At 50.7% G+C, this 13,171-nt stretch carries 8 protein-coding genes and 4 pseudogenes; 6 read left to right on the forward strand and 6 right to left on the reverse strand.

The features are described 5' to 3' along the window. The first annotated feature begins 7 nt into the window (after window positions 1-7). Genes bcsZ through FXF61_RS14790 form a run of 3 tightly spaced genes read left to right on the forward strand, consistent with a single transcriptional unit; the run spans window position 8 to window position 5,220 of the window. Window positions 8-1,102 (forward strand): cellulose synthase complex periplasmic endoglucanase BcsZ, encoded by a 1,095-nt coding sequence (gene bcsZ, locus FXF61_RS14780; RefSeq protein WP_256663458.1) that lies wholly within the window; start codon window positions 8-10, stop codon window positions 1,100-1,102. Further along, window positions 1,095-4,625: a cellulose synthase complex outer membrane protein BcsC gene (gene bcsC, locus FXF61_RS14785; RefSeq protein WP_151183354.1), complete on the forward strand. Its 3,531-nt coding sequence runs from the start codon at window positions 1,095-1,097 to the stop codon at window positions 4,623-4,625. The genes bcsZ and bcsC overlap by 8 nt, the downstream gene beginning before the upstream one ends. 37 nt (window positions 4,626-4,662) lie before the next feature. Then, window positions 4,663-5,220 (forward strand): L-threonylcarbamoyladenylate synthase, encoded by a 558-nt coding sequence (locus FXF61_RS14790; protein ID WP_151183355.1) that lies wholly within the window; start codon window positions 4,663-4,665, stop codon window positions 5,218-5,220. Window positions 5,221-5,239: 19 nt separating this feature from the next. Here the strand turns inward: FXF61_RS14790 and aroE are convergent, their stop codons facing one another. Together aroE and hemF are read right to left on the reverse strand one after the other, a co-directional pair. After that, a complete protein-coding gene (aroE, locus tag FXF61_RS14795; RefSeq protein ID WP_151183356.1) occupies window positions 5,240-6,052 on the reverse strand; it encodes a shikimate dehydrogenase in 813 nt (270 codons plus the stop codon). Continuing rightward, window positions 6,049-6,789: pseudogene (gene hemF, locus FXF61_RS14800) on the reverse strand (oxygen-dependent coproporphyrinogen oxidase). The gene aroE and the pseudogene hemF overlap by 4 nt, the downstream one beginning before the upstream one ends. Window positions 6,790-7,311: 522 nt before the next feature. Between hemF and FXF61_RS15185 the strand changes: the two are divergent. Together FXF61_RS15185 and mgtE are read left to right on the forward strand one after the other, a co-directional pair. Beyond that, window positions 7,312-7,566, forward strand: a complete 255-nt coding sequence (locus FXF61_RS15185; protein ID WP_256663459.1) for a hypothetical protein — start codon at window positions 7,312-7,314, stop codon at window positions 7,564-7,566. A 177-nt stretch (window positions 7,567-7,743) separates the two neighbouring features. Further along, complete coding sequence (mgtE, locus tag FXF61_RS14805) at window positions 7,744-8,664, forward strand: magnesium transporter (protein ID WP_256663460.1); 921 nt, start codon at window positions 7,744-7,746, stop codon at window positions 8,662-8,664. A gap of 84 nt (window positions 8,665-8,748) precedes the next feature. Here mgtE and FXF61_RS15190 read toward each other — a convergent pair whose 3' ends face one another. The 4 genes and pseudogenes from FXF61_RS15190 to FXF61_RS14815 form a co-directional block, all read right to left on the reverse strand. Further along, window positions 8,749-9,558: a dihydroxy-acid dehydratase gene (locus FXF61_RS15190; protein ID WP_256663461.1), complete on the reverse strand. Its 810-nt coding sequence runs from the start codon at window positions 9,556-9,558 to the stop codon at window positions 8,749-8,751. Window positions 9,559-9,618: 60 nt separating this feature from the next. After that, a complete protein-coding gene (locus FXF61_RS15195; RefSeq protein ID WP_256663554.1) occupies window positions 9,619-9,747 on the reverse strand; it encodes a dihydroxy-acid dehydratase in 129 nt (42 codons plus the stop codon). Then, window positions 9,723-10,654, reverse strand: a pseudogene (locus FXF61_RS15200) (dihydroxy-acid dehydratase); the annotation flags it as partial. The gene FXF61_RS15195 and the pseudogene FXF61_RS15200, both read right to left, overlap by 25 nt. Window positions 10,655-10,803: 149 nt before the next feature. Beyond that, window positions 10,804-11,998 (reverse strand): annotated as a pseudogene (locus FXF61_RS14815) (class I SAM-dependent rRNA methyltransferase). A gap of 160 nt (window positions 11,999-12,158) precedes the next feature. Here FXF61_RS14815 and FXF61_RS14820 point away from each other — a divergent pair. Further along, a pseudogene (locus FXF61_RS14820) lies at window positions 12,159-13,066 on the forward strand (SdiA-regulated domain-containing protein). Window positions 13,067-13,171 lie beyond the last annotated feature (105 nt).

Raw genomic sequence — 13,171 nt, forward strand, 5'->3', positions numbered from 1 at the left:
AGTATTAATGAGCGCTTTGCTCGTGTTCACAGTGACTGCTGTACAAGCAAAAAATCTGTGCAGCACTGCTCCGCCTTGGCAGGATTGGAATACTTTTCAGCAAACGATGATCAGTGCTCAAGGGCGAGTGATTGACGTCTCTGATGCGCGGCAGATTACAACCTCGGAAGGGCAAAGCTACGCCATGTTTTTTGCCCTGGTGAACAATGACCCGCTACTGTTTCGACGCTTAGTGCGCTGGACGGAAGATAATCTTGCGCAAGGTGATTTAACTGCCCATTTGCCTGCTTGGTTATGGGGGCGTGACGCAGCAGGTGTTTGGCAGGTTTTAGATGCCAATACTGCGGCTGATTCAAACTTATGGATTGCTTACAATTTACTCGAGGCTGGGCGACTCTGGGGTGAGCACAGTTATACCGTCTTAGGTCACTTAATGTTGCAGCGCATGGCCCGCGAGGAGCTGGTTAAGGTTGCAGATTTTGGCTATTTGCTGGCACCAGGTAAATATGGTTTTAGTGATAAAGGCGTGTGGCGATTTAATCCGAGTTATTTGCCACCACAACTCCTTGCTAGAATTGTACAGGATCAGCCGTCAACACTATGGGCAGAGCTTCAAGCAAATACAGCGCGCTTTTTGATTGAGACATCCCCCTTAGGGCTGGCGCCTGATTGGGTGAGTCGATCAGATCGGTGGACGCATAGTGAAGATGATCAACAGTTGGGCAGTTATGATGCGATACGCGTGTATTTGTGGGTGGGCATGCTGCATCAAGACAGCCCTGATAGCACTTTATTAAAAGAGCATTTTAAGCGGGGCTTATTGTCTCTGGGGGCACAGCATTTGCCCGTCGAGAAAATAAATATACTGCAGGGCACGGCAGAGGGTGTGGGGCCAGTAGGCTTTTCTGCAGCGCTTATACCTTTGTTTGACGGCACAGATGTTGCGCAAACACAGCGCCAACGCTTACTCGAAACATCAATAAAAGATCTTGGCTATTACAGCCAAGTATTGGTTCTTTTTGGCCAAGGCTGGGATGAGAAACGCTACTCTTTTGATCGGCATGGTTTTTTAGTGCCTGCTTGGGTGCATTGTTATGAATAAATTTTCATTAAATATAGCCTTTTGTATACTGCTTGGCACAGGTTATACGCAGGCCGTCGCCGATCCGCTTGCTGTGGTCAGCATTGAGAAAAACATGCTCGAGCAGATTCAGCTTGGCGAAGCCATGTTCCGTGATGATATTGTCCGGGATGCTTTAGCGCGTTTATATCGAGTCCATCCGCATCATGTGCAGGGCTTGTTGGCAGAGCTGCGTTTGGCGGTCAGGCTCGACAACCTTGAGCAAGCCCAAATATTGCTGATTGAGCTTAAAAAAGTCGCACCGGACTCAGAGCCTTATAAGCAAGGTGCGCTCTTGCTTAAGTTGACAGAGCCAGAGATGCGCGAGCAATTAGCGCAAGCACGCCTGTATGCCGCAGCAGGACGCTTTGCTAAGGCGCAAATTATTTTTGATGAGTTGTTGCAAGGCTACTATCCCAGTGCTGATATGGCCGTTGAATACTGGCATCTTCGCACGCAGCAAACCACTCAACGCCCTTTGGCGATTAAGGCATTAACGGGCGCTTTGCAGACTTTTCCCAAGCACCCCAGCCTGTTAAAAGCATTGATTAATTACCATTTTCAAGAAAATAACCCTGCGCAGGCTTTACAGTACTTGCACGTGCTGGCCGAGCAAAAAGCGCAGCGTGATTGGGCGGCAAGTCGAGAATATGAGTATTTAATAACATTGCCCGTCAGCAGCCAAACGCGCAGCTTATGGGCAATCTTTGTTAATCGCTACATGGGTTTAGAGGCTGAAGATAAAGGGCGAAACGAGCTGGAGCGGCAAACAGCTTTGTTGGCTGATGGCTCTTGGCAGGCTGGGCAAGCAGGCTTACGGTTGTTAGATCAAGGGCGTAATCCGCAAGCCATTGCACGCCTAAAAAAAGCGATTGCAGCCTATCCAGAGGATGTCGAGCTGCATGGCGCTTTGGGTTTAGCTTACCTGCGACAGGGAGAGCGTGAACGGGCTTTAAAGTATTTTCATTTAGCTAAAGAAAAAGAGCAGCGGGCTGATGAAACATCAAAGTGGATCAGTTTAATTGCCTCCACAGAGTATTGGTTGTTATTGAACCAAGCCTCTGAGGCATTTGAGCGCCAAGAGTATGCACAAGCGCAGCGCCTTTACCAGCAAGCCCACCGGCATGATGCAGATAATATTTTTGCCTTGATTGGTTTGGCAGATACAGCCTTAGCGATGCAGCAGCCGAATAAAGCATGGCCTCTTTATAAGCGCGCTTTAAAGCTTGAACCCTATGATGAGACGGCGCAGCGTGGTGTTTTACGCTACATTGCCACCTTGCCTGCACAGCAAGCAGTCAGCTTATTAGCTGCACTGTCGCCACAGGATGCCGCTTTGTTTGTGCAGACTAAGCGTAGCTTGCAGATTGAACTGCTTGAGCAGAGTGCAGCGAGTGCTGAAAAGCAGGAGCGTTGGCAAGATCAAGTGCATGCATTAAAGCAGATACAGCAACTCAACTTGGCTGACCCTTGGGTAAGTTACCGCTTAGCTTTAGCGCTGCGTGAGCAGGGCCATGAGGCTGCAGCGCTGGAAGCCTATGAGCTGCATTTGTCCGTGCACCAACAGGCGGCTGTGAGTCGTTATGCTCATGGTCTGCTATTGGCAGCCGCAGACCGTTGGGATGCGACATTAGAGACGCTAAATGCCGTACCTAAGCAGGTTTGGACGCAGGACATGCATAATCTTGCACAGCGCGTCACTGATGCGCGGTTAATTGATCAGGCACAACAGCATTATGATAATGGAGAGCGCGCGCAGGCGTTTGCGCTGCTGGAGGCCAAACCACAATCGCAAGCTGCACGCTTACAGCTGGCTCGATGGGCGTATGAGCAAGGAGACTATACGAAGTCGCTTGCGCATTACACCAATGCCCTACGCACAGAGCCGGATAATATCGATGTGCGCTTAGGGGTGTTAGAGAACTGGGCGGCACAGGGTAAAACTGAGCAAGTACGTATGGTTTTGCGTAGTGCTCAAGTGACTCTCAATGATCAGGCACCCAGTGTTTATCGCCGCCAGGCCAGTTTATGGTCGTTGGTGGGAGAGAAGGGCCGTGCGCGTGAGATTTTACAACAACAAGTTGCACAGCTGAGCGAACCTGATGCGTTATTGTACCGTGATTTAGCACGCTTAACGGCTGAGCAAGACGTGGAGCAGGCGCTCGATTTATACGCCTATGCAATGCGTGATACACAGCTGTTACCGGCTGAGGCGGTTTCTCCACAGCGGGACAATATAGCCTTTACTAAAGCGATGCGCGAAAGTGCAGAAGATGACTGGCTGGCGCGAGGGCTTCGAGCTGAAGCTGAACAGCTTTACCTGCGTGAAACGCCCACCTTTACTTTGCATAATGACAGTTGGTGGCGCACGGATGGTACCCCTGGGATGTCTAAATTGAATGCCAATACTACAATGGCGCATTTAGAGTTTCCGTTTAGCCAAGGGCGGGCTTTTTTACGTGCTGATCATGTGCGTATGGATACCGGTACCTTAAAAAAGACTGATGGTAGTTATTCAGGTCGCTTTGGCAGTTGCTCGTTTGCCGGCGGGGGACAGTCGCTCGCGGGTTGTCAGCATGGGCTCACGCAAAAAGCCGATGGCACCAGCTTTGCCGCAGGCTGGTATGATGAGAAGCTATCTTTTGATCTTGGTACTACGCCTTATGGCTTTACTGTGCAGAACTGGGCCGGTGGTATCAGCTACACAGATAAAATAGGTTTAACCGGTTGGCGCCTTACAGCATCGCGCCGCCCCTTATCTAACTCTTTATTATCTTTTGCAGGCGCTAAAGACCCGCGTACAGGTACTGAATGGGGTGGGGTCATGGCCAATGGTGCAGCGCTGGGTTTAAGTTGGGATCAAGGCGGTGCTAATGGTGTTTGGGCGGACTTTAGTCATCACCAGCTGAGTGGTAAAAATGTTGCTGATAATTATCGCACACGCTTAATGGCAGGTTATTATCGGCGGCTGATTAATAATCCGAACGAAAGATTGACGCTCGGCATCAGCGGTATGCTTTGGCGTTATCAAAAGGACTTGGGCGAATACACTTTAGGTCAAGGTGGCTACTACAGCCCGCAACGCTATACTTCGCTATCTCTGCCTGTCAGCTATGCGCGGCGCACTGCGGATTGGTCATACGTTTTAGAAGGAAGCCTGTCTGTATCTCAAGCAAAGACACATGAGATGGACTACTACCCTATTCGCGGATTGATTGCAGAGCCGCTGCAAGAGCTGGCTGGCTTAGGCGTATCTGATACTGCTTTTATGGCGGCTAATCGCTCTAATGACGGCTCCAGTAGCGGCGTGGGTTATAGCATTCGCGGATTCCTCGAGCGCCGGTTAAATAATCATTGGGTGCTGGGCACAGGCTTAGACTGGCAATACAGTGAAGATTATTCACCCAGCCGAGCCGTGCTGTACTTACGTTATTCATTTGCACCATGGCAGGGTAATTTAAAATTGCCAGTCGAGCCGTTAACCCCTTACGCTGATTTCAAATAACAGTACTGAGTTAGAAGCTCAGTCGCACGGATAATTCATGACCAATGCTTGGCAGATTCAACAGATTGCGCAAAAAGTTCGCCGCGGCGCGGTGATTGCCTATCCTACGGAGGCGGTTTGGGGTTTGGGTTGTGATCCTTTTAACGCAACGGCTGTGGCGCGCTTGCTAGCTTTGAAAGAGCGGCCTGTGCATAAAGGTTTGATCTTAGTCGCGGCAGACATAAAGCAGTTTGCTTGGTTGCTGGACGGCTTAACTGCAGAGCAACTGCAGCAGTTAACAGACAGCTGGCCGGGCCCCAATACCTGGCTGGTGCCACACCATAACCGTGTGCCTGAGTGGATTTGTGGTGCACATGATAGTGTTGCTATTCGTGTCAGTGCTCATCCGCTGGTTGCGCAGCTTTGCACATTAACTGGCCCGTTGGTGTCGACTTCAGCCAACCCCAGCGGCCGTTTACCAGCGAAAAGCCGTTTACGCATTGAGCAGTATTTTCATGGCCAGCTTGATGCGGTGTTAAGCGGTGAGCTGGGCCAGAGCAGCAAGCCCAGCACCATCCGCGATTTGCGTACGGGGCAGGTGCTGCGTCCAGCTTAGGGTAATGGCCAACGAATATTTAGAGTTGCGCGCGTAGCTGCTGCAATACCGGCGCAGGGTCAGGGCGCACGCCTGTCCACAGATAAAAGGCTTCTGCTGCTTGCTCAACCAGCATGCCCAAGCCATCTAAAGTGCGCGCAGCGCCGTGTTGCTGCGCCCACTGATTAAAGACAGTGGTCTGCTTGCCGTACATCATATCGTAGCAGACGGTATCGCCGGCCTTGATCAAGGTGCTGGCTAGAGGTGGTAGGTCACCAGAGAGGCTGGCTGAGGTGCCATTGATAATGATATCCACAGGCTCGTCAATCCAGTCATAGCCACAGGCGGTCATCGGCCCTATGTCAGAAAACTCTTGCGCCAACTGCTCGGCTTTTTCAACGGTGCGATTGACGATGCACAGCTCTGCTGGTAGCTGAGCGAGCAGCGGCTCAAGCACACCGCGTACGGCACCACCGGCACCTAAAATTAAGATATTTTTACCGGCCAGCTCAACGTGGTTATTTAACAGATCATTGACTAACCCAGCGCCATCAGTGTTATCACCGAGCAGGCGACCATCATCGAGTTTTTTCAGGGTGTTAACGGCTTTGGCGCGTAGCGCACGCTCACTGAGTTGATCAGCGAGGGCAAAGGCCTGTTCTTTAAAGGGCACAGTGACATTGGCGCCGCTGCCTGTTTTAAAAAATGCTGTAACTGCTGAAGTAAAGTCATCTAAAGGTGCCAGTAGCGGTTCATAGCTGATTTGTTGGCCCGTTTGTTCTGCAAACAAGCGATGAATCAGTGGTGATTTACTGTGAGCAATGGGATTGCCAAATACGCCATAATATTTCATTTTCTTTGTGCCTCGCCAAGCCAGTCACGGTCTTGTAAAAAGTATTGGGTCAGTCGTGCTTCGCGGCTGTTGGCTGCAGGCTTCCAGTCGTAGCCCCAGCGCACCTGCGGTGGCAGCGACATTAAAATCGATTCTGTGCGCCCGCCTGACTGCAGGCCAAATAAAGTACCGCGGTCAAAGACTAAGTTGAACTCAACATAGCGTCCCCGGCGGTAGGCTTGGAACTCACGCTCTTGCTCAGTGAATGGCGTATGCCGGCGGCGTTCCACAATCGGCATATAAGCCTCAAGAAAGGCTTCACCGACGGCGCGCATAAAAGCAAAGCAGGTGGCAAAATCCCACTGATTAAGGTCGTCAAAAAATAGACCGCCAATGCCGCGTGGTTCATCGCGGTGCTTCAGGTAAAAGTAGCGATCGCACCAGGCTTTATAGTCAGCATACACCGTCTCGCCAAACGGCGCGCAGGCATCATGTGCGACTTGGTGCCAATGCACACAGTCTTCTTCTTCAGGGTAATAAGGGGTAAGGTCAAAGCCGCCGCCAAACCACCAGATTGGATCTTCTCCCTCCTTTCTGCAACAAACAAGCGCACATTGGCGTGCGAGGTTGGAATATGTGGGTTTTTGGGTGAATCACCAAGGATAAACCCATGGCTTGGAATGAGCGGCCCGCAACTCGGGGCGGTGCGCGCTGGCCGATGGCGGTAAAGAGTCGCCATAGACATGGGAAAAATTCACGCCGCCTTTTTCAATTAATGCGCCATTTTCTAAAACGCGGGTACGGCCCCCGCCGCCACTGGACGCTGCCAGCTTTCCTTAAAAAAAGAGCCGCCATCGGCCTGCTCTAAAGTCGCACAAAATACGCTCTTGTAGGTCCAGCAAATAGTTTTTTACGTCATCAATTGTTGCTGTCAAAATACGCTCCAAAAAGGGTGTACAGCACCACTCAAAATACTGTTCAAAAGAAATAATTAGTCGTTGCAGGCAAGCATACCGATTATCACAATATTGGGCTAACTGAATCAGGCAAATACCGCTACAGTTGTTATTGCTGAGTGCTTGCCCTAGTATTCGCACGCCGCATAAACGCCTCAAGAGAGAACATTAAGGCTCTATGGACAAATCTTGTACAGGCCCTTGCTGGGCTTTATTCGCTATTATGATCAGTGTGTTTTTGACGGTTTATGATGGACTGACCACGCTGGTTTTGAGTCGCGAGTCTCCATACGTTACCCGATGCCGGTCGCTTGGAGATTTAAAATGGATCACACCGATACAACCCTTACGCTCGCCTTGAGCGATGCCATTGGAAATAATGATTTTGATAGTGCCTTGGCTGCTGTTAAGAGTCTGCGCCCTGTTGATCTAGCAGATGTTTTAGAGCAGCTAGAGCCGACCCTGTGCTGGCGCTTACTGGAACGCTTACCTAAGCGTGCGGAAGTATTTAGTTATATTGAAGCTGACGAGCAAGTGCGTTTAGCCGTGAGTTTCCGCGCGCCACGCTGGCTGAATTAGTCAGTGAAATGCCGGCCGATGAGCGCACCGACTTATTTAAACGTTTTGACCAAAATCAGCGTGATATTTACCGGCGTTGGCGCAAGCTGAGCGTGAAGACATTCGTAAACTATCGGCCTATGTGGAAGGTACGGCCGGCGCCCTGATGACTTCGGATTATGCGCGCTGAAACAAGACATGAGTGTCGCTCAATCCCTAGCGTACTTACGTGATGAAGCACCCGATGCAGAAACAATTTATCAGGTTTATGTGATTGATGATGAGCGGCGTTTGCTGGGCGTGGTGTCATTGCGTGATTTAATTCTCGCCGACCTGAATAAGACGATTGAAGATTTGATGACCAGTGATGTGGTTAGCGCTGATGTGGGAGATGATCAAGAAGATATTGCCAAGAAAATTGCTCGCTATGATTTGTTGGCGTTGCCAATTATTGATGAGATTGGCGTACTGATTGGTATTGTCACTTATGATGATGCTATGGATGTGGTCAGTGCAGAGGCAACCGATGATATTCATAAATCGGCGGGTGTTAGCACCGTTATTGGTAACTTGAAAGACGCCAGTATTGGTTTGCTGTATCGCAAACGTGTTTTTTGGTTGGTATTACTGGTGTTTGGTAACTTATTCTCTGGTGCTGGAATTGCTCATTTTGAAGACATTATCGCCGCCAATATTGTTTTAGTGTTTTTTCTGCCGTTGCTGGTGGACAGCGGTGGTAACGCCGGTTCGCAGTCAGCCACCCTTATGGTGCGCGCTCTAGCTACCGGTGAAGTGGTAATGCGGGATTGGCTGCACTTGATTGGACGTGAAGCCTTGGTGGCGCTCGCGTTGGGTTGTACGATGGCGGCAGCGGTATCTGTTTTAGGCTATGTTCGTGGTGACGAGACTGTGGCCTTGGTGCTGGCGTTAAGTATGGTTTCGATTGTGATGATCGGTTGCATGATAGGCATGAGTTTACCCTTTGTGCTGAGTAAATTTAATTTTGACCCCAGCGCCAGTGCACCGTTAATTACCTCGGTGTGCGATGCGACCGGTGTGGTGACTTATTTATTTATTGCTTCACGTTTGCTGGCTGACTTATCGGTGGTGCCTGTCTAAATAGCATGGCTGTAGCGTGCTTTAGGTTTCTAGTACAAGCGTAAAAAAGCCCCAGTTCTTTGTAGAGAGCTGGGGCTTTTTGGTTTAAAGCTTAGGCATAGACTCTGCGTTATTAAAGCAATCATCCAACATGGCTTTGTTGCGTACTGCACCTTTGTCAGCACTGGTGGCTAACAGCGCGTAGGCCTTAAGAGCTGTGGTCACTTTACGTGGACGTACTTCCACCGGCTTCCAGCCTTTGCCATCTTGCGCCAAACGGCGCTCGGCCAGCTCAGCATCGCTGATTTGTAGATTGATACTGCGGTTGGGGATATCAATTAAAATTGTATCGCCTTCCTGCACTAAGCCAATAGCACCACCGGCGGCGGCTTCTGGTGAAGCATGGCCAATGGATAAGCCTGAGGTGCCGCCAGAGAAGCGCCCGTCGGTCAGCAGCGCGCATTGCTCACCTAAGCCTTTGGACTTCAGGTAACTGGTGGGATAGAGCATTTCTTGCATGCCTGGGCCGCCTTTCGGGCCTTCGTAACGAATAATCACGATATCGCCAGGCTTCACCTCGTCTGCGAGAATGCCGCGCACCGCAGAGTCTTGGCTTTCGAAGATTTTTGCTGTGCCTTTAAAGACATGAATAGATTTATCCACACCAGCGGTTTTTACCACACAGCCATCTTCAGCGATATTACCGTAGAGCACGGCTAAGCCGCCTTCAGTAGAGTAAGCGTGTTCCACACTGCGGATACAGCCGCTTTCACGGTCTAAGTCCAGCGTCGGCCAGCGCGTAGCTTGGCTAAATGCAGTCTGGGTTGGAATGCCGCCTGGGCCTGCTTTAAAAGAAGGTGTGTACGGCTTCATCTTCAGTTTGAGTGATGTCCACTTAGCAATGGCCTCAGCCATAGTCTTTGCTGTGCACGGTTGGTAGGTCCGTGTGTAAGAAGCCACCGCGCGCCAATGAGCCTAAAATACTGAAAATACACCGGCGCGGTGCACATCTTCCATATGATAGTCCTTGATGTTGGGTGCGACTTTACACAGCTCCGGCACTGTACGCGATAAGCGGTCAATATCCAGTAAGTCAAAGTCCATTTCGGCTCTTGCGCAGCAGCTAACAGGTGCAGAATGGTGTTGGTTGAGCCGCCCATGGCAATGTCCAGCGACATGGCATTTTCAAAGGCTTTAAAGTTAGCAATATTGCGCGGTAGGGCTGAAGCGTCGTCTTTTATAGTAACGGTGGCACAGCTCAACAATGGTGCGACGGCTTCTAAGAACAGCTCTTCACGGTCAGCGTGAGTGGCCAGTACTGTGCCGTTACCTGGTAAACCTAGGCCTAAGGCTTCAACCAGACAGTTCATCGAGTTGGCAGTAAACATGCCTGAGCAAGAACCACAGGTGGGGCAGGCGCTACGCTCGTATTCGGCAACCTCTTCATCGGATGCGTCGTCATCCGCAGCAATCACCATGGCATCCACTAAATCTAAACCGTGGCTGGCCAGTTTGGTTTTACCCGCTTCCATTGGGCCGCCAGAGACAAACACCACTGGGATATTCAGACGCAAGGCGGCCATCAGCATGCCAGGGGTGATCTTATCGCAGTTGGAAATACACACCAAAGCATCGGCGCAGTGCGCATTGGCCATGTACTCAACCGAGTCGGCAATGATCTCACGGCTGGGCAGAGAATAGAGCATGCCATCGTGACCCATGGCGATGCCATCATCCACGGCAATGGTATTAAATTCTTGGCAACACCACCCGCGCGTTCAATTTCACGCGCCACTAATTGGCCCATGTCTTTGAGGTGCACGTGACCTGGCACAAACTGGGTAAAGGAGTTGGCAACTGCAATAATGGGCTTATGAAAATCTTCGTCGGTCATACCGGTTGCACGCCATAGTGCGCGAGCACCCGCCATGTTGCGGCCGAAGGTGGAGGTTTTCGAACGATAATCAGGCATGAGAACTTCCTGCAAAATAAAATAGGGCGATAAAAGCATCTGCAACTGTTGCCGCGGGGTGACCGTGCGATGCGCAAAGTATGCTTGGCTCGCCGAGGGTAGTGACGAGTAAAATTTGATTCTACGCTGCCCAGTGCGGCTCGGCAAAGGGCAGTGCTGATTTGCTTAGTGCTGTTAACTGTGCCAGTTTAACTGTTGGGTAAAATACGGCATACGGTGTATTTTAGATGGCGGGTTTCTGGGATGGCCGGGTGCATCGGGTGGTCAGCACTTTGTCCGCTTTGCTCCAGGATTTGAATATTGCGATCCAAATGCCGCGCACTGGCCAGCAAGGTGCTGTGCATGCTTTCTTCAGTGAAAAACGGCGAGCGAGATGAGCAAATTAAAATACCGTCACGGCTGAGTAAGCGATGCAATGCTCGTAGAGTTTGCGGTAACCGGCTTCGCCGCTTTTTACTTTTTTGCGCTTAATAAAAGCCGGTGGATCAACGATGATCACATCAAAACGTTCTTCGTCAGCTTTGAGAGCTTGCAAGGTTTCCAGCACATCACCTTCGGCGCAGAGCAGGGTTTCACCGATATCGTTAAGTTGCGCATTTTGTTCTAAGGCATCTAAAGCATGCGCAGAGGCATCGGCGCAGAGTACTTCAGTGGCACCGGCCAGCGCTGCGGGAATACCCCAGCTGCCAACATCGCTGTACACCGACAGCACGCGTTTGTCTGTGCAATAGACTGCCGCCTGTAGGCGGTTAAAGCGCTGATCGTAATGCCAGCCCAGTGCTTTCTTTTTGCAGCAAGGGCGCGTTATAGGTCAGGTCATTTTCGAGCAGCTGCACCCATTCCGGCACTTCGCCGTGGGCAACTTCTAAATAGCGCTCCAAGCCTTCTGCGTCGCGGGTATTGGCATCATTGCGCCAGAGCACACCAGTGGGCTTGCAAAACCTGTAAAAGCGCTTCAAGAATGATCTCTTTATGCGGCTCCATGCAGGCGGCAGTGATTTGCGCCACCAGAATATCGCCAAAACGATCGACTTCCAGTCCCGGTAATAAATCACCTTCGGCATGCAGTAAACGATAAAAAGGCGTGTCAAACAGGCGCTCGCGTAATGACAGAGCAATATTGAGGCGGTGCACCAGCAGTGATTTATCTAGACGGTGCTCAGTTTCACGTGAGACCAAGCGTGCGCACACCAGTGTTTGCGGGCTCATCACCACCACGCCTAGGGTTTTTCCTGAGGCGTTTTCTACAATGGCTTGGTCACCGACTTTAAACCCGCTTAAGGGCGAGAGCTTGGTATCAATTTCATTGCTATAGACCCATAAATGGCCGCTGCGTAAACGACGATCAGCATTAGATTTTAAGCGTAAAAAAGGCAGTGACATGGGACTCTCCAAATAAACAATGTGCAGAGTATAACGATTGTCTTGGGCGCTGGTCTGATTTTAGCAGTAGGATGGCGCGCTGAATTAGATCGGCCCGAATGAGGCCGCTGACACAGCAGTTGCTTGTGACTTATACGTGATGAATGGGAAGGTTATTAACATGTTTAAAAGGATGAGACAGCGCCCGAAATTATGGACGTTGTTGTTGCTTGCTGTAATTGCAGCAGTAACTCTATCGCGTTACTTGCACTGGGATGATCGTCTGCGGTTCTTATGGCAAGAGCACACTACCAGTACACAGGAGCAAGCGGACAGCATTTGGCTGCCAGGCTATCGCGCGGTAATTCAAGCCAAGCCGTTAGCAGGCTTGGCCGAGGCGGAAACCTCGGGTCTAAGCTGGAGTCCGCTGAGCAACACCTTGTTTACCGTGACGGGAAGAATCCCCAAACTGGTTGAGTTGTCGCTAACCGGGGTGTTACGGGTGGTCGAATTGCGCGGCTTTTCTGATCCTGAAGGGGTGGAAGTATTGAGTGACGGGCGCATTGCTATTATTGATGAGCGGCGAGGGGAGATGACGATTTTTCATCTGTCACCCGATGCCAGTTTATAGACGGTGATGCCTTGGTCTCGATCAGTTTGGGCTACCTGAATGCTGGCAATAAGGGTTTTGAAGGGGTGGCGTGGGATGCGCGCAACCAACGTATGCTGTTGGCCAAGGAGCGCAGCCCTTTGGTTTGTTTAGTTTGCCCTTTCCTGAGCAGGGGCGAAGATGACAGCGCAGCGCCACAGGCATTACTTGAGTTGCGCTCTAAACAGGTGTTTATGCGTGATCTTTCTTCACTGGCGGTTGATCAGCGCACTGGGCACGTATTGGTGTTGTCGGATGAGTCGCGCATGCTCTTGGAGCTGGATACCGAGGGTAACCCCGTCAGCTTTATTAGCTTAGCAGTGGGCTTTAATAACTTAGCGCGCAGTATCAAGCAAGCTGAGGGTGTGGCTATTGATGCAGAAGGGACTATTTATATCGTTAGCGAGCCGAACTTGTTTTATGTGTTTAAAAAGGACTAACGGAATCATCTCCTAGAAGCTTGTCGGGCTAAACCGATAAGCTTAATGCGCGAGGAATGTTATAGCGCTATGCAGCACATGCGCCTTAGCCGTTACTTGGCCAGA

It is taken from the genome of Pseudomonas sp. C27(2019), assembly GCF_008807395.1.
Taxonomy (GTDB): Bacteria; Pseudomonadota; Gammaproteobacteria; order Pseudomonadales; family Pseudomonadaceae; genus Denitrificimonas.

Excerpts from the sequence above, each read along its gene's own strand:
- FXF61_RS15195 (WP_256663554.1), bottom strand. The coding sequence starts at position 9,747 with ATGGACTTTGACTTACTGGATATTGACCGCTTATCGCGTACAGTGCCG.
- aroE (WP_151183356.1), bottom strand. The coding sequence starts at position 6,052 with ATGAAATATTATGGCGTATTTGGCAATCCCATTGCTCACAGTAAATCA.
- FXF61_RS15190 (WP_256663461.1), bottom strand. The coding sequence starts at position 9,558 with ATGGCTGAGGCCATTGCTAAGTGGACATCACTCAAACTGAAGATGAAG.
- FXF61_RS14790 (WP_151183355.1), top strand. The coding sequence starts at position 4,663 with ATGACCAATGCTTGGCAGATTCAACAGATTGCGCAAAAAGTTCGCCGC.
- FXF61_RS15185 (WP_256663459.1), top strand. The coding sequence starts at position 7,312 with ATGGATCACACCGATACAACCCTTACGCTCGCCTTGAGCGATGCCATT.
- mgtE (WP_256663460.1), top strand. The coding sequence starts at position 7,744 with ATGAGTGTCGCTCAATCCCTAGCGTACTTACGTGATGAAGCACCCGAT.
- bcsZ (WP_256663458.1), top strand. The coding sequence starts at position 8 with ATGAGCGCTTTGCTCGTGTTCACAGTGACTGCTGTACAAGCAAAAAAT.
- bcsC (WP_151183354.1), top strand. The coding sequence starts at position 1,095 with ATGAATAAATTTTCATTAAATATAGCCTTTTGTATACTGCTTGGCACA.